This is a genomic window from Loktanella gaetbuli (genome assembly GCF_020531945.1).
GTDB classification, from domain to species: Bacteria; Pseudomonadota; Alphaproteobacteria; order Rhodobacterales; family Rhodobacteraceae; genus Loktanella; species Loktanella gaetbuli.
This window is the reverse complement of the sequence record NZ_JAJATZ010000001.1, coordinates 610,672-630,807: the sequence shown is the minus strand read 5'-3', so window position 1 is coordinate 630,807 and position 20,136 is coordinate 610,672. Positions and strand designations below refer to the sequence as shown.

The 20,136-nt window shown below is 64.4% G+C and carries 14 protein-coding genes; 4 read left to right on the top strand and 10 right to left on the bottom strand.

What is annotated here, in order from left to right:
- Positions 1–45: 45 nt before the first annotated feature.
- The 3 genes from LGQ03_RS03130 to LGQ03_RS03120 form a co-directional block, all read right to left on the bottom strand.
- Positions 46–3,351: an error-prone DNA polymerase gene (locus tag LGQ03_RS03130; protein WP_226747192.1), complete on the bottom strand. Its 3,306-nt coding sequence runs from the start codon at positions 3,349–3,351 to the stop codon at positions 46–48.
- 288 nt (positions 3,352–3,639) lie between these two features.
- A complete protein-coding gene (locus LGQ03_RS03125; RefSeq protein WP_226747191.1) occupies positions 3,640–5,355 on the bottom strand; it encodes a Y-family DNA polymerase in 1,716 nt (571 codons plus the stop codon).
- 15 nt (positions 5,356–5,370) lie between these two features.
- Positions 5,371–6,048 carry an ImuA family protein gene (locus tag LGQ03_RS03120; RefSeq protein WP_226747190.1) on the bottom strand — a complete coding sequence of 226 codons (678 nt, stop codon included), beginning with the start codon at positions 6,046–6,048 and terminating at the stop codon, positions 5,371–5,373.
- Between the two features lie 130 nt (positions 6,049–6,178).
- On the opposite strand from LGQ03_RS03120, the gene xylB reads away from it, so the two are divergent.
- A complete protein-coding gene (gene xylB, locus LGQ03_RS03115; protein WP_226747189.1) occupies positions 6,179–7,633 on the top strand; it encodes a xylulokinase in 1,455 nt (484 codons plus the stop codon).
- 136 nt (positions 7,634–7,769) lie between these two features.
- Here the strand turns inward: xylB and LGQ03_RS03110 are convergent, their stop codons facing one another.
- From LGQ03_RS03110 to LGQ03_RS03085, 6 genes are all read right to left on the bottom strand, one after another.
- Positions 7,770–8,837 (bottom strand): TRAP transporter substrate-binding protein, encoded by a 1,068-nt coding sequence (locus LGQ03_RS03110; protein WP_226747188.1) that lies wholly within the window; start codon positions 8,835–8,837, stop codon positions 7,770–7,772.
- A 36-nt stretch (positions 8,838–8,873) separates the two neighbouring features.
- Positions 8,874–10,352, bottom strand: coding sequence for a TRAP transporter large permease (locus LGQ03_RS03105; RefSeq protein WP_090159616.1), 1,479 nt, complete (start codon positions 10,350–10,352; stop codon positions 8,874–8,876).
- Complete coding sequence (locus LGQ03_RS03100) at positions 10,352–10,945, bottom strand: TRAP transporter small permease (RefSeq protein ID WP_090159615.1); 594 nt, start codon at positions 10,943–10,945, stop codon at positions 10,352–10,354. Before LGQ03_RS03100 ends, LGQ03_RS03105 begins: the two co-directional genes overlap by 1 nt.
- Before the next feature lie 102 nt (positions 10,946–11,047).
- Positions 11,048–11,551 carry a flavin reductase family protein gene (locus LGQ03_RS03095; RefSeq protein WP_177172697.1) on the bottom strand — a complete coding sequence of 168 codons (504 nt, stop codon included), beginning with the start codon at positions 11,549–11,551 and terminating at the stop codon, positions 11,048–11,050.
- A 2-nt stretch (positions 11,552–11,553) separates the two neighbouring features.
- Positions 11,554–12,447, bottom strand: coding sequence for an aldo/keto reductase (locus LGQ03_RS03090; protein ID WP_226747187.1), 894 nt, complete (start codon positions 12,445–12,447; stop codon positions 11,554–11,556).
- On the bottom strand, positions 12,447–13,607 hold the full coding sequence (locus tag LGQ03_RS03085; protein WP_226747186.1) for an LLM class flavin-dependent oxidoreductase: 1,161 nt from the start codon (positions 13,605–13,607) through the stop codon (positions 12,447–12,449). The genes LGQ03_RS03090 and LGQ03_RS03085 overlap by 1 nt, the downstream gene beginning before the upstream one ends.
- 58 nt (positions 13,608–13,665) lie before the next feature.
- Between LGQ03_RS03085 and LGQ03_RS03080 the strand changes: the two genes are divergently transcribed.
- Genes LGQ03_RS03080 through LGQ03_RS03070 form a run of 3 tightly spaced genes read left to right on the top strand, consistent with a single transcriptional unit; the run spans position 13,666 to position 17,910 of the window.
- Positions 13,666–14,361 carry a GntR family transcriptional regulator gene (locus LGQ03_RS03080; RefSeq protein WP_090159612.1) on the top strand — a complete coding sequence of 232 codons (696 nt, stop codon included), beginning with the start codon at positions 13,666–13,668 and terminating at the stop codon, positions 14,359–14,361.
- A complete protein-coding gene (locus LGQ03_RS03075; protein ID WP_226747185.1) occupies positions 14,321–15,475 on the top strand; it encodes a Gfo/Idh/MocA family protein in 1,155 nt (384 codons plus the stop codon). The genes LGQ03_RS03080 and LGQ03_RS03075 overlap by 41 nt, the downstream gene beginning before the upstream one ends.
- On the top strand, positions 15,472–17,910 hold the full coding sequence (locus LGQ03_RS03070) for a beta-glucosidase (RefSeq protein ID WP_226747184.1): 2,439 nt from the start codon (positions 15,472–15,474) through the stop codon (positions 17,908–17,910). Before LGQ03_RS03075 ends, LGQ03_RS03070 begins: the two co-directional genes overlap by 4 nt.
- On the opposite strand, the gene LGQ03_RS03065 is transcribed toward LGQ03_RS03070, so the two are convergent.
- A complete protein-coding gene (locus tag LGQ03_RS03065; RefSeq protein ID WP_226747183.1) occupies positions 17,907–20,123 on the bottom strand; it encodes a hypothetical protein in 2,217 nt (738 codons plus the stop codon). The two genes, LGQ03_RS03070 and LGQ03_RS03065, sit on opposite strands and share 4 nt — an antisense overlap.
- Positions 20,124–20,136 lie beyond the last annotated feature (13 nt).

The window sequence follows — 20,136 nt, the reverse complement described above, 5'->3', positions numbered from 1 at the left end:
TGTGGCAAAGTGCAACCTGCGCGGCTGTGCGATTGCGCAGGTTGGTCAGTGGAAATCCCTGCTCTTGGGGATCACGCGCACATCGCGCGGGTGCTGGCGTCCGCCCTGTGATGGCAGTGGTTTGGTCACGTGATCGGCCCGTGACACGGCGACGGGCATGGCGTCGGGGGCCAGTCTCAGCAGCGCGTCGGATCGGTCGATCAGGCGTGTGGCGACGATATGGATGATCTCTGCGTCGCGCTGGATGTAACCTTCGACGGCCAGCAGGCGTGACTGCATGACAGCCTTGCGGTAGGTCGCCATGACCTTGGGCCAGACGACGATATTGGCCACACCGTGCTCGTCCTCAATGGTGATGAAACAGACCCCCTTGGCCGAACCGGGGCGCTGACGGATCAGCACGATCCCGGCCATGCGGACTTTCTGACCCATATAAGAGTTTGGCAAGTCGGCGGTGCTGGCATAGCCCTGCCGCGTCATGGACTGGCGCAGGAACGAAATCGGATGCGCCTTGAGTGACAGGCGCAGCGTCTGGTAATCGGCTACCACCTGTTCGCAGACGGGCATCACGGGCAGGGGCACGGTGACCTCTGATCCCTCGTCACTGCCGTCCTGAAACAGCGGCAGATCGGGTGCGTCGCGCAGCCCCTTTGCCTCCCACAGGGCTTGCCTGCGGTCGATGAACAGCGACCGGACGGCGTCCGCCTCGGCCAGCCTGCGCACGATGGCCGCCGACAAACCGGCGCGGGTGTGTAGGTCCTTTACGTCCGTATAGGGCGCATCGCGCGCCGCCACGATCCGGGCCGCAGCCTCGGCCCGCAAGCCGCCGATCTGCCGCATCCCCAGCCGCAGCGCGAACCCGCGCCCCGCCGGTTCCAACGTGCAATCCCATTCCGAGGTGTTCACATCCACAGGCCGCACCGTGACCCCGTGATCGCGCGCACAGCGCACCAGTTGCGCAGGCGCATAGAACCCCATCGGCTGGGAATTCAGCAGCGCGGCGGTAAAGGCCGCCGGATAATGACACTTCAGCCAGCTGGACACATAGACCAGCTGCGCGAAACTGGCGGCGTGGCTTTCGGGAAATCCGTATTCCCCGAACCCCTTGATTTGGTCAAAACAGCGTTGCGCGAAATCCGCGTCATAGCCGCGTTTGACCATCCGCCCGACCATCTTTTCCTGCAACAGCTCGATCGTGCCGCGACTGCGGAACGTCGCCATTGCCTTGCGTAACTCGTTCGCTTCTGCCGGGCTGAATTCTGCTGCATCAATCGCGATCTTCATCGCCTGTTCCTGAAAGATCGGCACCCCCAGTGTCCGGCCAAGGATATTCTTCAGCTCTGACGGGTCGTGCGGCGCGCCGGGGCTGGGATAGCTGACAGGTTCCTCGCCCGATCTGCGCCGCAGGTAGGGGTGCACCATATCGCCCTGAATAGGGCCGGGCCGCACGATCGCCACCTCGATCACCAGGTCGTAGAACGTGCGCGGTCGCAGCCGTGGCAGCATGTTCATCTGGGCGCGGCTCTCGATCTGGAACACGCCGACCGTGTCGCCCTTGCAGATCATGTTATAGACGCGCGGGTCCTCTTGCGGCACTGTCGCCAGCGTCCAGTCCTGCCCGTAATGCGCTGAAATCAAATCGAAACATTTGCGGATGCAGGTCAGCATTCCCAGCGCAAGGATATCCACCTTGAGGATACCCAGCGCGTCGATATCGTCCTTGTCCCACTCGATGAACGTGCGGTCCGGCATCGCCCCGTTGCCGATGGGCACGGTTTCGGTCAGCTTTTTCTGGGTCAGGATGAACCCGCCCACGTGCTGGCCCAGATGTCGCGGCATCCCGATCAGCTGTTGCGCCACGATCAGCGCACGCCGCACGGTGGGGTCGGTCAGATCGACACCGGCCTCGTCGGCGTTGTTCTCTGCGATCTCACGCCCGAAACTGCCCCAGACGGTTTTGGCCAGCGCCCCGGTGATATCCTCTGACAGGCCCATGACCTTGCCCACCTCGCGGATCGCGGACCGGGGGCGATAGTGGATCACCGTGGCACACAACCCCGCCCGGTCGCGGCCGTATTTTTCATAGATATGCTGGATCACCTCCTCGCGCCGCTCGTGTTCGAAATCGACGTCGATGTCGGGGGGCTCCTTGCGTTCCTCGCTGATGAACCGCTCGAACAGCAAGGCGTGCTGTGCGGGGTCCACGGCGGTGATGCCCAGCACGTAGCACACGGCGGAATTCGCGGCCGACCCGCGCCCCTGACACAGGATCGGCGGCTGCGCCTCTTCGCGGGCAAAGCGGATGATGTCGTGGATCGTCAGGAAATACTGGGCGATGTCCAGCTTTTGGATCATCGCCAGCTCCTTGCGCAGCACGGCCTGCGTCTGATCCGGTATGCCGTCCGGGTAGCGCGCGGCGGCCCCCGCCCAGGTCAGCGCCTCCAGATGCGCCTGCGGGGTCGTGTCCTGCGGAATGACCTCCGAGGGGTATTCATAGGCCAACTCGGTCAGGTCAAAGGTGCAGGCATCCGCCACCGCCCGGGTCGCGGCGATCGCGTGGGGCCATTCGGCGAACAGCGCCTGCATCTGGGCGGGCGATTTCAGATGCCGCTCTGCGTTGGCCTCCAGCCGGTAACCGGCCTTGGCGAGCGTCGTTTTCTCGCGGATGCAGGTCATCACATCCTGCAAGGGACGGCGTTGTGGCGCATGATACAGAACATCATTCGTCGCCAGCAGGCGCAGCCCGTGCCGGTCTGCCAGCGCATCCAGCCGGTTGATCCGCGCCCGGTCGTCACCGCGATACAGATAGCTTGCCGCGATATGGCGCAACGTCGGCAAGCGGCGTACCAGACCGGGCAGGACACGCGCAAAGCCCGCCAGATCATCGGGTGGCACAACAATCAGCTGCACCCCTTCGGCATGGGCCGCCAGATCGTCCAGCGTCAGATCACAGACCCCCTTGGCCTGCCATGTTCCGTCAGGATCGTGTCGCCGCCCCTTGGAAATCAGCGCGCTCAGCCGACCATAGGCCGCCCTGTCACGCGGATAGGCCAGAAAGGTCTCGCCTCCCACCAGTGCGATCCGCGCACCGATCACGGGACGCATCGTGGCCTTTTTCGTCTCGGTATGGATGCGGACAACCCCGGCGAGCGTGTTCAGATCAGCACAGCCCAGCGCATCATACCCAAGCGCCCATGCCTCTGCCGCGAAATCGGCGGCGTCTGATGCGCCCCGCAGGAACGAAAAACAGGTGAACAGCCCCAGTTCGACATAGGCCGATCTGGGGTTGGGGGTGTAAACACCATCCTCCGGCAAGGTATGGCGGGGGTGGGCATTGTCGTTCTCAGGCACCGGGGGCGTCCCGCACATCGCGGTTGCATGGGGGCGCTGCCCCCGCCGCCTGCGGCGGCCCCCCCGGGATATTTTGGACCAGAAGAAGGTCCTGACGCCTAAGAAGAGTCCAGCGTTCCATGCCCGGAACAGGACACGGAACGCCTTCTCCTGGTGCGGTCATCGGCGTCCCCGCCTGTACCGCAACACCATTCTTGCAAACGTTGGTTAAGAAACCCTTGCTTCTTCTGGTCAAAAATATCCCCGGGGGGGCCCGCAGGGCGGGGGCAGAGCCCCCGGCAACGCCAGTCACCCAAAGCATCCGTGCACGAACCAACGCGGGACCGTGCCGCGCTCGTCCCCAAGGACGCCGTCACGGTAAATCCACAGCCTGTGGCCCGCCTGTGCCTCGACCCGGTAATAATCGCGTAGGCGTGTGCCGGGGCGGTCGTTCCACCATTCGGGGGCGATCCGTTCAGGTCCGGCAAAACGCGTGACCCTGTGCGTCTGCTTGCGCCAGACGAATTGCGCGGGCGGTCCCTCTGGCACGGCGTAGAGCACGCGGATTTCCTCGGGGTAGTCGAACAGGCAGGGGGGGCGGTCCTGTGCGGCCAGAGCGGCAGGATCGGCGTCATGCAGCGACATCGCCGGCAGCCAGCCCGCTGCGCGTTCGGGCAGGTGGCTGGGCAGGGGCGCGGGCACCTGCACTGCGTGATGACCCAGGCGGGCCACCAGCCGGTCGATCAGCTGGGCCGCTTGCGCACCGTCATCGGCCCGCCCGTCCAGCCAGGTCTGCACCTGTCTCATGTCCTCGGCCATATCCGCGCTTAACGTGATCAGATCGAAGCCGAAACCTGGGTCGATCCGGTCCAGCCTGTCACCCCAGAGCCGCATCAGATGCGCGGGATCGCGGCTGGGCCGGGCCGTCGCGGCGCTGACGTGCGATACCTCGCCATCGGTGCGGTAGACCGTCACCGTCACGCGGCGTGCGCCAAATCCGGCAGCACCGAGCGCGTCACACAGATCCTTGCACAGGTCCGGCAGATAGGCGGTCGGGTCCTGCACGGGTTCGGCCAGTCGCGCCTGCACGGCAAAGCGGGGCGGCTCTGCCTCGGCGTTCACGGGTTCGGGCAACCGGCCCTGCAACTGGTCCAGCCGCGCCAGCGGGTTCTGTGGCAGGGCCGTCGTGGCAAAGCGTCTGGCCAGGCTGACACGCGGCACGGCGGCCAGATCGCCTATGGTTTTCAGCCCCAGCCGTTGCAGCAACAGCACGGTATCAGCCTCCAGCCGCAGAGCGCGCGCGGGCAGGGGGGCGGTGGCCTGCGCCAGCCCCTCGGGGGTGACGACTGCCCGCACGGGACCAAACCGTGCCAGCGCCCAGGCCGCGCCATGGGTGGGGGCCATGGCCAGCCGGGTGGACAGGCCCAGCAGGCTGAACTGGCCCTCGATTTCGCGCAGCAGCGCCGCCTCGCCGCCCCACAGGTGATCAGAGCCTGTCGTGTCCAGCACCAGCCCGTCATCACCGTCCAGCGCCGTCCAGGGACACCAGCGCCGCGCCCAGAGCATCAGCCGTTCCAGCGCCATGCGGTCGCCGTCGGTGTCGGCCCAGGCCACCCGCAGGGCGGGGCACAGCGCGCGCATGTCCACGACCCGTGCGCCTGGTTGAATGCCGGCCATGCGGGCCGCGCGATTGACAGCATGCACCACGGGGCCGTGCGGACCCTCGACCGACAGGGCAACAGGCAGATCGTCCGGGGGCGCATCCTGTCGCCCCGCAGCCCAGCGCAGCCAGCGCGCAATGGCCAGATCCTCGAACTGGATGCTGACGATGCGCCGTTGCCGCGCGTCGCGATCCGCCCGGGGGGCCTCGGGGGTGGCGGTTTCAGCCTTGCGCGCTGCCGGAACCGGAGGTGTTGTCGAGCGATGCGGCCGCACCGCGCGCCACAATGGCCCGGGCCCGGGGGCGTGATTTGGTGCGCGGGGGGCGTCCTGGTCCGGGACGCGCAGTTGTGTCAGGCGGCTCATCCAGTCCTCCCTGGCCTAGGCGCGCGCGGCGGCGGGTATTGCCGTGTCGGGGGCGGTGGCATGGCTGAGCACCAGGCCACGGTGATCCTGTCGCGCCACCCAGGACCCCGGCGCACGACCACGGGCGCGAAACAGGTCGGCCTGCCACAGGGGCGCACCCGGCGCGCGGTTGTCATAGGGTTGGGGCAGCGCGGGCAGCGCAGCGATCCGCCAACGCTGGCGTGCAGCACTCAGGTTGGGGGTGGCGGCGCGGCGGATCAGCAGGGCAGGCACCGCCCGTGCTTCGGCCCGCAGGGCCAGCCGCTTGGTCGCGGTGAAATCAAGGGCAGGCGGGTCGCCCCAGACCTCGCCCAAGACGGCACAGACGCCGCTGCTGTACAACGCCTCTTCCATGGCCCACAGGACATCCACGGGGCGGTTTGCCATGACGTGCAACAGTTTCAATCCGCGCGGCAGCCCCGCCAGATAGGGGCGGCCCGCCTCGCGCCGTGAAATACGGTCCTGCACCCACAACACCGGGCGCGGATCACCCGCCAGCGCCGCAAGCTGCGCGCAGACAAACCCGATCACCGCCGCATCCAGCGTGCTGGTGGCAAAACATTCCGACAGTGTCGGTTCCAGCGCATGCACATGGTCCATGGTCTGGTCTGCACCGGGAAAGAGGCTGTCCGACGGGTCCTGCACGGGGGTCATCCGATTCCATTTGTTCCTGATTTGTTCTAGTCCGTTCCGCCGGTTTGGTCAATTCGCGGGACCGTGTTCGCCCTCGTCAGGCGGGGGGCGATCGGCTAAGGTCTTGCGAGACAACAAAAGGATTTTTAGCATGTTTATCGGGTTGGACCTGGGCACGTCGGGGCTCAAGGGGATCGTGATCGATGACAACCAGCGTGTTCTGGCCGAAGCCGTCGCATCCCTTGCCGTGCAGCGCCTGCATGATGGCTGGTCCGAACAGGACCCCGCCGACTGGATCGCGGCTGCGCAACAGGTCATGGGCGGGTTGCGCGATCAGGTCGATCTGTCGGCTGTGCAGGGCATTGGCCTGTCGGGACATATGCATGGTGCCACGCTGCTGGACAGCAACGATGCGGTGCTGCGCCCCTGCATCCTGTGGAACGATACCCGTGCCGCGCGCGAGGCGGCCGTGCTGGACGACAATCCCGACTTTCGTCGCCTGACCGGCAATATCGTCTTTCCCGGTTTCACCGCGCCGAAACTGGCCTGGGTGCGCAACCATGAACCCGACATCTTTGCCCGCGTGGCCAAGGTGCTGTTGCCCAAGGACTACCTGCGCCTGTGGCTGACCGGCGAGCATGTCGCAGAGATGTCGGACGCGGCAGGCACCAGTTGGCTGGATGTCGGCGCACGCGACTGGTCGGACGATCTGTTGGCGGCAACCGGGCTGGACCGGGACGCGATGCCCCGTCTGGTCGAAGGATCGCAAGTGTCCGGCACCTTGCGTCCGGGACTGGCTGCGGAATGGGGCATGACCGCCGTGCCCGTCGCGGGCGGGGGCGGTGACAATGCCGCCAGCGCCGTGGGCGTGGGCGTGGTGCAACCGGGTCAGGCCTTTGTATCGCTGGGCACATCGGGCGTGCTCTTTGCGGCCAGCGACAGCTATCAGCCCGACGCGGCCAGTGCGGTGCATACGTTCTGCCACGCGCTGCCTGACACCTGGCACCAGATGGGCGTGATCCTGGCTGCAGGCGACGCGATCAACTGGTGGGCCGGTGTGGCGGGGGCGAAAGCGTCTGAGTTGACAGCAAACCTAGGGGATTTGCGTGCACCGGGCGGCGCGCTTTTCCTGCCTTATCTGGGGGGAGAGCGCACACCGCACAATGACGCCGCCGTGCGCGGCCAGCTGATGCATCTGGATCATGCCACCGACCGCGACGCCATCACCCGTGCCGTGCTCGAGGGTGTTACCCACGCGTTCCGCGACAGCTATGATGCGCTGACGGGGACCGGCACGCAGATCGACCGGCTGATCGGCGTCGGTGGTGGCACGCGGTCCGACTACTGGGTGCAGGCGATCGCCACGGCACTTGGTCTGCCAGTGGAAATTCCGGTGGCCGGTGATTTCGGCGGCGCATTCGGTGCGGCGCGCCTGGGCCTGATGGCTGCGACCGGCGCGGGTGTAGAGGCGGTTGCCACAACACCGCAGATCGCGCGGGTTGTGGAACCGGTGGTCGCGTTGCAGGACGACTTTGCTGCCGCCCATGCGCGGTATCGGGCGGCCTACGGGGCGGTGACCGGGTCGGGGGCGCTGCCCCCAGCCTGACGGCGTCCCCCGGAGGTATTTCTGGCAAGATGATGCGCAGGCTGTCCTGCCCCTGCTTTCGGTCTTTGCCATATACGCGAAGCAAACAAAAAGGGGGCCGCAAATTGCGGCCCCCTTGGGATCAGATTGGTCCGGGTCAGTTCAGTTCTGCTGCGTATTCCGCATCGAGCCGCGCCTGAACATCGGCGACGGTTGCGAGCATGGAGTCCAGTGCCTCGTTGCCGCCGTCGACGTTTTCACGGAACCAGTCCTGCACCGGGGCTGCGGCCTCGAGGAACATCTGCTTTTCCTCGGGGGTGGGGACATAGATGTCGCCGCCGCCGTCAACAAAGGCCTGGTAGGCCTCGATGGATTTCCGCTTGGGCGAGGCGAATGTCGCCTGCTGCAACTGGTAGAAACCGTCCGCCACGACCTTGCGCAGATCCTCTGGCATCGACATGAACTTTTCGTTGTTCATGAACCACAGCGCGCCCATATAGGCGTGACCGTCCAGCGTCAGATACTGCAGGCCCGCATCGGGGAATTTCATCGACATGATGTCGGTGATCCCGTTTTTCGTGCCCTCGACCACACCGGTTTGCAGCGAGGTGAACAGCTCTGGCCACGGAATACCCGTGGGCGAGGCACCCAGCGCCGACGTCAGCACCTGCGGCAATTCTGCCGGGACGGTGCGGATTTTCAGACCTTCGAGATCAGAGGGCTGCTGCACCCGGCGTTGCGTGTTGGCAAAGTTGCGCCAGCCACCGGTGTTGCCGATGGTCATCAGGCGGACCTGATCGTCAGAGGCGTCGCGCACCAGCTGGCGCATGGTCGCCACGAATGGCGATCCGTTGTCCAGCACGGCTTCGGCCACGCGGTCGTCGGCCATCAGATAGGGCAGGTCCAGCACCTGCACGAAAGGAAACAGCGAGGCTGTGCCGCCCGAGGTCGAGATATAGACGTCGATCGACCCTTCGGCCACGCCCTCGAGGCATTCCTCACCGGTGGAACACAGCTGCGTGCCGATGAACATCTCGACGGCGATCTTGCCGTTCGACGCGCTCTCGACGTAGTTCTTGAACACGACCAGACCGTCGTAATCCTCGTCGTTTTCGTTGGAATTGGCCGTGGCGCGGATGGTGAACTCTGTGTGGGCCTCGGCCCAGGCCGCGGTGGTTCCCGCCAGCATTGCGGCGGCCAGGGCCCCGGTCAGCAGATGTTTCATGGTCTCTCTCCCTTGGTTGGTGACGTCAGTCTCTTGTTATTGGGCGAACCCCGTCAAGCGGGGAATCGTCATGGATATCTCGGGGATATATGTGATCAGAAATATGACAAGGATTTCGACGGCGAGGAACGGCAGGATCGCGCGGGCGATGGTTTCCACCCTTTCGCCCGAGACGGTCGAACTGACGAACAGCACCAGCCCCATGGGCGGCGTGGCAAGGCCCACGGTGAGGTTCACGCTCATGATCATGGCGAAATGAATCGGATCGACGCCGAGGCTGACAAAGATCGGACCCAGAATCGGGCCGAGGATGATGATCGCGGGGCCTGCGTCCAGAAACATGCCCACGACGAACAGCAGGATGTTGATCAAGAACAGCAGGATCAACGGATTGGACGACAGCGACAGCATGAAATCCGACATGATCTGTGGCGCGTAGGACAGGGATACCACCGTCTTGAACGCGACCGCGGCACCCACCAGCAACAACACGGCCGCGGTACCCAGTGCCGATTTCGACAGCACCGCCCAGAGATCGGTCAGGGTCATCGAGCGCAACACGAAAAAGCTGACGATCAGCGCATATGCTACGGCTACGGCGGAGGCTTCGGTCGGGGTGAACACGCCCAGCAGGATACCGCCCAGAATGATGATCGGGGTTTGCAGCGGGGCCACGGCCTTTTTGCAGATCAGGCGGAAATCGGGGCTGACACGTTCACGCAGGCGCAGCAGGCCGAAATGCACCGCCAGAACCGATACCGCGTAATGCAGCCAGCCACCGTAGCCCTGCGCGTCAAAAAGCAGCCCTGTCAGTGCAAACAGCAGATAGCCAAGGTTCAGACGCAATAGCGTGAAACTGACCCAGTATTCCGTCCGGCTGATGGTCTGTCCGGGACTGACGATGCGTTCGGCCTTGGGCAGGTCATAGCGGTCGGCCATCAGGCGTACGGTCAGCATCAACCCCAGTCCGACCAGAATGCCGGGCACGATGCCGGCCAGAAACAGGGCCGCGACGCTCTCGCCCATGACGTAGGCGTAGATGATCATGATCCCGCTGGGCGGAATGATTGGGCCGATGACGGAACTGGCGGCGGTGATCGCGGCGGCAAACCGGCGGGTATAGCCGTTTTTCTCCATCGCGGGGATCAGGGTGGACCCCAGCGCCGAGACATCCGCCACGGCGGATCCTGACATGCCTGCAAACAGGAATGACGACAGGATGTTCACATGGGCCAGCCCGCCGCGGAAATGACCGATGAGGGCCTGCGAAAATTCGACCAGCCGCATGGTGATGCCGCCGCGGTTCATGATCTCGCCTGCCAGCATGAAGAACGGCAGCGCCATCAACGGAAAGCTGTCCATGCCGTTGTAGAAATTGCGGTAGAGGCCCGCCACCACGTTGCGTTCGTCGCCTTGCAGCAGGATCAGCGCGATGGGCGAGGCCATCAGGGCGAACACGATGGGCAGGCCGATCAGGATCAGCAGCAAAAACAGGGGCAGGAACCACAGCAGCATTATTCGGCCCCTACCGCATCGGTGCCCGGCAGCGGGCGCAACCGGTCGGCCCCGCCCAGCAGCGTCACGATCTGGCGCAGCATCAATTCGGTATTCACCAGGATCAGCAGACTGATCCCGACCCAGAGGGATGCGAACATCCACCAGTTGCGAAACCGGATGGTGTCACCGCCAAAGATGTCCAGCGGCAGCCGCAGCGCAGGCAGGCGGCCCCGGCCCGACATCGTGTCGATATGGTTGTTCAATCCGCGTTCCCACAGGATCAGCAGCACCCACATGGTGATCGTCAAGAGCACCAGCGACAGCAGCGCCGCCATCAGGCGGGGCAGGGCGCGTTCCAGCATGTCGATACTGACGAAACCGCCGCGGCGGTAGGCGACAGGCGCCATCAGACCCGTCATCCACAACATGCCGAAACGGGCGGCCTCTTCGGTCCAGTTGGGGGCATCGTTCAGCACATAGCGAAAGAACACCTGACCCAGGATCAGGGCCACCATGATGGCGAGTGCGATAACGGCCGCAATCCGGCCGATGGCCAGCAGCGTCGTGTTCAGTTTTTCGAGGGGCCAGAGGACCCCCAACAGGACCGGCATGCCGGCTCCTCCCCTGTCTATGTGCCCTGTAACGGGCGATGGCGGGGGCGCTGCCCCCCGGCTACGCCGCCCCCCGGAGTATTTCGGGCAAGATGATGCCTGTCAGTCGCCCTGGAATGCCCCGTATTTGCCTGCGTGAAACACCAGCGGTTCGCCGCCGCCGTGATGGGCCTTGGTCACCCGGCCGACGACGATGACGTGATCGCCCGCGTCGTGGGTCGCCTCGAGGCTGCATTCAAAGGTAGCCAGAGCGCCTTCGATGATGGGCATCCCGCAATGCGATTTATGCGTCGGCACCTTGGAGATGGCGGTTTTCGACGCGATGATCGCGGCGCAGATGTCGCGTTGGTCGGATGCGAGCACATGTACCGCAAAGCGGCGCGACCCTGAGAAATGTTCGAACCGTTTGCTGGCCTTTGCGGGGGACCACAGCACGAGTGGCGGATCGAGCGAGACACTGGCAAAGCTGTTGGCGACGATGGCGACCGGCCCCTCGGGGCTGTCGGTCGTGATGACGGTCACGCCGGTGACGAATGTCCCCAGCGCACCGCGAAAGCTGTCGGGGTCCGATGACGGGTCGAAGGTGGCGATGGTGCCTGCGTCCATGCTCATGCGACTTCCTCTCCGCGGGCTGCGGTATACAGTGCGAACCATTGCGGCCGCGTGAGTGCGATGTTCAGTGCGTCTGACAGGGCCTTGATCCTTGATAAGGTGTTCGTGCCCATCACGGGCATGATGTTGGCAGGATGCGCCAAGAGCCAGGCGGTGGCAACGGCGGCAATGTCGGTTCCCGTGTCTTTTGCGATGGTTTCCATCTCGGCCGTCAGTGCGGCGTTCGATCCGTCCATCAGACTGCCGCCGCCCAGGGGCGACCACGCCATTGCCGGTTTGCCCAGCCGTTGGAGATGCGCCAGATCGCCGTTCACAAAGGCATCGCGCGCGGTCAGCGACAATTCGATCTGGTTGGTCGCAAGCGGCGTGTCCATTGCCGATTGCAGCAGGTCCCAGTCCCAGGGGCGGAAATTCGACACGCCCACGGCGCGCACCTTGCCTGACCCCACCAGATCATCCAGTGCGCGGCCTGTTTCATGATGATCCATCAGCGGATCGGGGCGGTGGATCAGCAACAGATCGATCCGGTCCAGCCCCATCAGCGACAGCGATGCATCGACGGACGCCTCGATGTGCGCGCGGGTGGTGTCATAGTATTTGACCGGCGCACCTGCATGGCGGCCTGCATCGACCACGATATCGCATTTGGTCACAACCTCGATCCTGTCCCTGAGCGCGGGGGCCTGTTTCAGCGCGGCCCCCATGATCTCCTCGGCCATGTAACCGCCATAGATGTCTGCCTGGTCCATGGTGGTGATGCCCTGGTCCAGACAGGCCTCGATCTTGGCCTGTACATGGGCGGGGCTCGTGTCGGCGTCATCGCCCAGACGCCACATGCCGTAGACGATACGGCTAAAGCTGAGGTCGTCGGTGATCGAAATGCGGTCCATTAGCGGCGGTCTCCTGCGCCCAAGGGCGTCATCGGTGTGGTGGCGGGCACGCGGCCATAGGCCTGCGGCAGCGAACAGGTTTTGAGGTGCGGCATGACGCGGGCGCCGAAATGCCGTGCTTCGTCGATATGCGGGTAGCCCGAAAAGATAAACGCGCGAATGCCCATTTTCTGATAGGCTTCGATCTTGGACATGACCTGATCGGTGGACCCCACGAGGGCGGCCCCACACCCGGAGCGCGCGCGACCAATGCCGGTCCACAGCCCCGGTTCGACGTAGCCGAATTTGTCAGCCAATTCCCGCGCCCGCGCCTGATGCGCCACACCCAGCGAGATGGAATCATGCGCCCGGTCGCGGATCAGCTTGCCGTATTCGTCGTCCAACTTGCTGGCGATGTAGTCGGCGTATTCGCGGGCCTCGGCCTCGGTGTCGCGCACGATCATGTGAACACGCAGACCGTAGTCCAGCGTGCGCCCGTGGGCTGCCGCCCTCTCGTTCACGTCGCGCATGCGCTGGGCCAATTGGTCCATGATTTCGGGCCACATCAGGTAGACGTCGCATTGCGCGCCGCACAGTTCCAATGCTGCGGGGGAATAGCCGCCGAAATACAGCAGGGGGCCGCCGGTCTGATAGGGGCGTGCGGGGTCTGTCGATACACCCTCGAATTGATAGACCTCACCGCTGAAATCAATCGTATCACGGGTCCAGGCCTGGCGCAGGATCTCGACCACCTCGTGGCTGCGGCGATAGCGAAACGCGCTGTCGGCGACCTCTCCGGGGAAATCGCTGCTGATGACGTTCAGGGTCAGGCGCCCTTGCAACATATGGTCCAGCGTGGCCACGGTGCGGGCCAGCATGATGGGCTGCATTTCTCCGCAGCGGATGGCGGCGAGGAAATTGATGCGTTCGGTCAGGGGGGCCATGCCTGCGACATAGGACAGCGTGTCCTGACCGACCTGATAGGACGAAGGACACAGCAGGTTGCGAAATCCCTGCTTTTCGGACTCCAACCCGATGTCGCGGCAGTGATCCCAGCTGGATCGCAGGTCGCCGTCGGGGACGCCGAGAAACTGATAGTCGTCGGAACAAAGCGCCGAAAACCAAGACACCTCTGCGGCATCGAGATCGGGGCTGGTGATGGGTACGATTGTCTGGTTCATCCGACTTGCGTAGCACTGGCCCAGACGTGTAGCAATAGTGGATCAATTCGGGCGAAGCATGGCAAAGACACTTCCCAAGTATATCGCGGTCAGCGAGCGGTTGATCCGTCAGATCACGGCGGGGCACCTGGCTGATGGCACCCGGCTGCCGGGCGAACGCGAGATGGCGCGCGATCTTGGGCTGTCGGTCGGCACCCTGCGCAAGGCGCTGGCCGTGCTGGCGGACAAGGGACTGCTGGATCGTGTGCAGGGGTCGGGCAATTACGTCCGCCACCGCGCAGACGTGACGTCCATCTACAGTTTCTTTCGGTTGGAACGCCCCGAGGGCGGCGGATTCCCCTCTGCCCGCGTGCTGGACGTTGACCGCGATCCGCGCCCGTCCTTTGCCCCCCGCGGCTGGACCCACCCTCAGGCCTGGCGCATCCGGCGCCTGCGTCTGCTGGACGATATTCCCGCCGCGCTCGAAGAAATCTGGATCGACGGCTGTCATGCGCTGGGCGTCCGCGATCTGAGCGAATCTCTCTATCGCGCCTATAGCGCACGCCTGGGTCTGACGATCACCCGGATTGCGGATCGGATCGGGATGGGGCAGGTGCCGGACTGGGCACCGGTCGATTTCGCCCTGTCACCCGGCACGCCGTGCTGCCTTGTCTGGCGCGAAGGCTGGGAACAATCCGCAACGCCGATGGAGGTGTCGCGGACATGGTTCGATCATGACAAGGCGCGCTATGTTTCGCGCGCAGGAAAAGGCTGAAAAGTTGCAAACGTTGAATTACGGAATCGTCGGTTGCGGGATGATGGCCCGCGAGCATATCCAGAACATCGCCCTGCTGGACGATGCCCGCGTGGCGGTCGTCTTTGATCCCGTGCCGGAGCTTGCGCAATCGGGGGCCGCGCTGGCCGGTGGCGCGCGGGTTGCTGACAGTCTCGCGGATCTGCTGTCTGAACCCGCGCTGGACGCCGTGGTCATCGTCAGCCCCAATGATTGCCACGTCGCGCAACTGCGCCAGATCACCCAGACCCGGCCCGTCGCGGTCCTGTGTGAAAAACCACTGTTCACTGTACCGACCGACCATGCTGCCGTCGCTGATATTGTCGCCCGCCACGCGGCCCCGATCTGGGTCGCGATGGAATACCGATATATGCCACCCGTCGCCGCATTCCTCGCGCAGGCGCAGGCGGCAACAGGCGGGATCAGGATGCTGACGATCCGCGAGCACCGTTTTCCGTTTCTGCCCAAGGTCGGCGACTGGAACCGGTTCAACGCGCGATCTGGCGGGACATTGGTGGAAAAATGCTGCCACTTCTTTGACCTGATGCGCGTGATCCTCGCATCCGACCCGGTCCGCGTCATGGCCAGCGCCGGGCAGGACGTGAACCACTTGTCCGAAACCTACGACGGCCAGACCCCCGACATCTGGGACAACGCCTATGTCATCGTCGATTTCGCCAACGGCACCCGCGCCATGCTGGAGCTGTGCATGTTCGCCGAAGGGGCAAGGTACCAAGAGGAAATCACCGCAACCGGCCCGCAGGGGCGCATCGACGTGCAGGTGCCGGGGCCAGGTCGGTTCTGGCCAGCAGCCCTTGGTCCTGCACCCACAGCACAGCTGACCGTCAGTCCGCGCAGTCCAAAGGGGCCGCATACCCTTGAAATTCCCGTCGATCCGGTGCTGCTGGATGCGGGCGATCACAACGGATCGACCTTTTATCAGCACCAACGCTTTGCCGCTGCCGTGCGCGGTGCCGGTCCGGTCGAGGTGACGCCGACAGACGGCATCTGGGCTGTGCTGATGGGGCAGGCAGCCCAGGAATCGGCCCGCACCGGACAAGCCGTGACACTGACACCACCAAAGGAAATCTCATGACCGACCACTTCGATACGCTACTGGACCAGATGACGCTGGCAGAGCAGGTGCAACTCCTGTCCGGCGCTGACTTCTGGTCCGTGAACGCGCCTGACCGTCTGGGCCTTGGTACGCTGCGGGTCACCGATGGGCCCAACGGCGCGCGCGGTGGCGGGTCACTGGTAGGCGGCGTCACCGCCGCGGCCTTTCCCGTCGGCATCGCGCTGGGCGCGACATGGGACCCTGACCTCGCACATGAGATCGGCACGGCCCTCGCGGCAGAAGTCAAATCAAAGGGTGCGCACATGCTGCTGGCCCCGACGGTGAACCTGCACCGCAGCGTCACCAACGGCCGCAATTTCGAATGCTACGCCGAAGATCCCGAACTGACCGCCGCCCTGACCGTGGGCTATATCCGCGGCCTGCAATCCCAGGGCATCGCCGCCACGATCAAACATTTTGCTGGCAATGAGTCCGAGATCGAGCGCACGACCATCAACAGTGACGTGGACGAGCGGTCCTTGCGCGAACTTTACCTGCGTCCCTTTGAGGCCGCGGTCAAGGACGCTGGCACCTGGGGGATCATGTCGTCCTACAACAAGCTGAACGGCACCTATACGGCTGAAAACGCATGGCTTTTGACCAAGGTTTTGCGCGACGAGTGGGGTTATGACGGGATCGTCATGTCCGACTGGTTCGGGTCGCGCAGCACCAAACCGACCATGGATGCAGGCCTTGATCTGGAAATGCCGGGTCCGACCCGTGACCGTGGCGACACGCTGGTGCAGGCGGTCGAGGCAGGCGCGGTTGATGCCGCCACCGTGCGCCGCGCCGCGCGCAACATGCTGGTGCTGATGGACCGCACTGGCGCGCTGCGTGACCTCCGCCCGCATCACGAAGTTGCGGATGATCGCCCCGCCACCCGCGCCTTGATCCGGCGGGCAGGGGCTGCGGCAACCGTCCTGCTGCAAAACGACGGTATTCTGCCGCTGGCACCGCAGGGCACGCTTGCCGTGATCGGTCCGAACGCGAAAACAGCCCGCATCATGGGCGGCGGGTCCGCCCAGTTGAACCCGCACTACAGTGTTGCGCCATGGGATGCGCTGCTGGACCGGATGGGGGGCGACGCGCTGACCTATGCGCCGGGATGCACCAATCACCGCTGGGAACCCCTGCTGACAGGTGATTTCGAGGTTGCCTACCGACCCAAGGATCAGCCTGACGCCGACCCCGTCCACACCACGACCACCAACGGGGCCGAGATGTTCATCATCCCGCCCATCGGCGACGGCACACTGTCCCCCAGCGACGTGCAGGTCACGCTGACCGGCACCTATACCCCAACCGACAGCGGCACGCACCGCGTCGGCATCACGGCCACGGGCCCTTGCGCGGTCTACCTCGACGATGCGCTGATCGTGGACGGGCGCGACTGGCAAAAGGGCCGCACCTTCTTTGAGGAAGGCTGCGACGAGGTGGTGGGCACCATCGACCTGACCGCGGGCCAGACCTACGCCGTGCGGATCACCGTGACCGCCCGCAGCGGCGACAACCTGCAATTCACCGCCCTGCGTGCCGGGATCGGCAAACCCATGGGCGACGCAGAGATTGCTGCCGCCGCAACCGCCGCTGCACAGGCAGACCGCGCCGTGGTCTTTGTCGGGCGGTCCGGCGAATGGGACACCGAAGGGTCCGATCTGGAAGACATCACACTTCCGGGCCGTCAGGACGACCTGATCGCCGCTGTCGCTGCTGCCAACCCCAACACCGTGGTCGTGCTGCAAACGGGTGGCCCTGTGGAAATGCCCTGGGCCGGCGATGTGGCTGCCATTCTGCAAGCCTGGTATCCGGGCCAGGAGGCAGGCCATGCCGTCGCAGACGTGCTGTTCGGTGACGCAGAGCCCGGCGGGCGTCTGCCGCAGACGTTTCCAGCCAAATGGTCCGATAACCCGACTCAATCGCAGGACCGCCAAGTCTATCCCGGTCTGGACGGGACCGTCCGCTACGCCGAGGGTCTGCTGATCGGCTATCGCCACTACGACCGCCACGGCATCACACCGTTGTTCCCCTTCGGTCACGGGTTGTCCTATACGCAGTTCGCCCTGTCGGACCTGTCCGTGACGGCAAACGACACCGGGGCCAGCGTCACGCTGACCGTGACCAACACCGGCGACCGCACAGGGACCACTGTCGCACAGATCTACGTCTCCGAGGATGCGCCACAGGTGCCGCGCCCTGACAAGGAGCTGGAGGGATTTGCGAAACTGTCACTGGATGCAGGCGAGGCGCGGACGGTGACGATCCCGCTGGATCACCGGGCCTTTGCCTATTGGGATCAGGACACGCAGGGCTGGCGGGTGGACGCAGGCACATTCACGATCCATGCCGGGTTGTCCGCCACCGACCTGCAGGCGCATGCCCAGATCGCGCTGGAAAACTGGACGGGGGCGGCCTAGCCCCCGGCCATTTCCTTGACCATGTCGAAATCGTAGATACTGCGCGCAGTCAATTCGCGTGCAATATCTTCGCGGCCCAAGGCGCTGAATTGACGGTATATTTCGACGTGCGTATGTTCCGTGCCCAGCCCGCAATCCACCAGCTGTTCATAGACGGCGCGGCCTTCTTCGACGCGTTCCAGCATCATCAGCAACCGCGCCTTGGCCGCCAGCAGGCGCTGCGCACCATGGGCGGGTTTCAACCCGCGTTCCAGAACGGCGAGGGCTTCCTCCAGCCGGTCGGGGTCGCGGCGGATCATGTCCGAGGTCATCAGATGCACCTCGATGAAACGGTGATCGGCCACGGCAAGGCGGTTGTAGATTTCCCAGGATTCGTCGCGTTCCTTCATCCGCCACAGACGCCAGCCCAGTTCCGCCTGATAGGTCGGATGCCAGCCCATCAGGTTCGATGCCTTGCGTAGTTGGAACAGGGCCGTCTTGTCCGCGCCCTGGCTGAACAGCACGTCCGAGATGCGTTTGCGATAAAGTGGTGTGTCGGGGGCCGCCGCGATGGCGCGACGCTGGCATTCCAGCGCCTCGTCCGCGTCACCGGCGGCAAACAGCAGCACACCGCGCGCCGAGGTCAGTGCCGGGCTGCCCTCCAGTTTGGAAAAGGCGCGCTCCAACATGTCCAGTGATTTGGCAATCTTGGATTTGTTGGTGAACGCCCGGTTCAGCTTCTTGCCGCAGGTCAACCGCCAGTCCCGCACCACGATGTCCCACATATGGAAATCGCTGCGATCCTCGGGGTCGTATCCCTTGGGCGCGATCGTATTCAGCTCGGCCAAGGCCCTGCGGCCCTGCGGAAAGACGTTGCCCTTTTGTCGGGTCATCGCGGGATCAAAGGGATAGAAATTGTCCGGCGTCACGATATCGGCGGTCAGCCCCAGGTTCACGGCACCATGCACGACGTTTTCCAGTGGCCGAAACCAGAACGACGCATGCAACCGGTCCAGTGCCGTATCCGTGTTGCCCTGCGCCAGATGATGCAGCGCGGAATAGGTGTTTACCGTCGCCATGGAATCGTCGCTGTAGCTGGGCCGCGCATAGGCCAGATCACGGATATCCTCGCAGGCGGCCAGATCGCCCGTGGCCACCGACAATTCGCACAGCAACTGATAGGCGAATGATTTGTCCAGCCCGTCATCCATGTAGGCGCGGATGATGCGGCGCGCGCGTGCAGGATCGCCCAATTCCTTTTGGCGTTCGATCAGGAAATGCAGGCACTGGCCCACGTCGCCCATGTTGATGAACAGGGTTGATCGCGCCTCCAGCCGGTCGGTCATCCGGTCCATCGCGGCGGCCCGGTCCTCGGGGGACAGGGCGTCCTCGACCGCTTGCAGGCTGCATCCGCCGATGGTCATGGCGGTCTGGCTGAACGCAGACGACGGCGGCCCGTAGATATGTTTGCAGCGCGACATCGCAAAGAGTTCGAGGAAATCGCGCGCCCCCGGTGTCAGGTCGTTATCCCCCAGCAGGTCGTCGAAACCCTGCACCCGGGGATCGACCTTGCGCAGGCGTTCCACCTCGACCGGCGTGTCGGAAAAGATCAGCACCCGCGCATCGGGATCGGCCAGCGTGCGGCCGAGATGCTGTTCGTAGAATTCACGCGGAATGAACTTGTTGGGCCACAGTTTGTTCGACGTGATCGGGTCATAGATGATGTCGCCGCGCCGGATGTGGTAGGCGGTCAGCTTGGTCCCGGCGAAGATACTGTCGATCCGTTCGATCATCGCCCGTACGGGGGCGCTGAAACGGATGCTCTCGACGGCCAGTGGCAGTCGGGCCGCAACCTCCTGAGGGTTTTCCCACGGCAGGACGGTGACCCCCATCGCGGCCCCGGACAGAAAACTGGACCCCTGCGCGATTGCGGCGCGGAATTTTTCGGGCGTCCAGCCCGTGTGCTGGGTCAGCGTCGACAGGTCGATCAGGTCGTCATAAACCTCGCCCAGCACATCGCCGTCAAAGAAATGCTGCGCCACCCAGTCTGCGTCAAAGATCGCGGTCGGATCGCGCATTTCCTCAGACGTGCGCCCACCGGTGGTCCAGCCAACGAAAAACGGCAGGTCATAATCGCGCGTGATGCGCAGTGCGTTCAGCATCGCGATCATGCGACCGCCCATGCGGTCGTTGCGATGCGAAATGATGCTACCCTGTAGGTCGGCGGGGGTCATGCTGCTGCCTTTG

Coding starts and splice junctions, on each gene's coding strand:
- LGQ03_RS03075 (WP_226747185.1), top strand. CDS start 14,321: ATGACAAGGCGCGCTATGTTTCGCGCGCAGGAAAAGGCTGAAAAGTTG.
- LGQ03_RS03125 (WP_226747191.1), bottom strand. CDS start 5,355: ATGAGCCGCCTGACACAACTGCGCGTCCCGGACCAGGACGCCCCCCGC.
- LGQ03_RS03065 (WP_226747183.1), bottom strand. CDS start 20,123: ATGACCCCCGCCGACCTACAGGGTAGCATCATTTCGCATCGCAACGAC.
- LGQ03_RS03085 (WP_226747186.1), bottom strand. CDS start 13,607: ATGAACCAGACAATCGTACCCATCACCAGCCCCGATCTCGATGCCGCA.
- LGQ03_RS03105 (WP_090159616.1), bottom strand. CDS start 10,352: ATGCTGCTGTGGTTCCTGCCCCTGTTTTTGCTGCTGATCCTGATCGGC.
- LGQ03_RS03080 (WP_090159612.1), top strand. CDS start 13,666: ATGGCAAAGACACTTCCCAAGTATATCGCGGTCAGCGAGCGGTTGATC.
- LGQ03_RS03070 (WP_226747184.1), top strand. CDS start 15,472: ATGACCGACCACTTCGATACGCTACTGGACCAGATGACGCTGGCAGAG.
- LGQ03_RS03090 (WP_226747187.1), bottom strand. CDS start 12,447: ATGGACCGCATTTCGATCACCGACGACCTCAGCTTTAGCCGTATCGTC.
- xylB (WP_226747189.1), top strand. CDS start 6,179: ATGTTTATCGGGTTGGACCTGGGCACGTCGGGGCTCAAGGGGATCGTG.
- LGQ03_RS03100 (WP_090159615.1), bottom strand. CDS start 10,945: ATGCCGGTCCTGTTGGGGGTCCTCTGGCCCCTCGAAAAACTGAACACG.
- LGQ03_RS03110 (WP_226747188.1), bottom strand. CDS start 8,837: ATGAAACATCTGCTGACCGGGGCCCTGGCCGCCGCAATGCTGGCGGGA.
- LGQ03_RS03095 (WP_177172697.1), bottom strand. CDS start 11,551: ATGGACGCAGGCACCATCGCCACCTTCGACCCGTCATCGGACCCCGAC.
- LGQ03_RS03120 (WP_226747190.1), bottom strand. CDS start 6,048: ATGACCCCCGTGCAGGACCCGTCGGACAGCCTCTTTCCCGGTGCAGAC.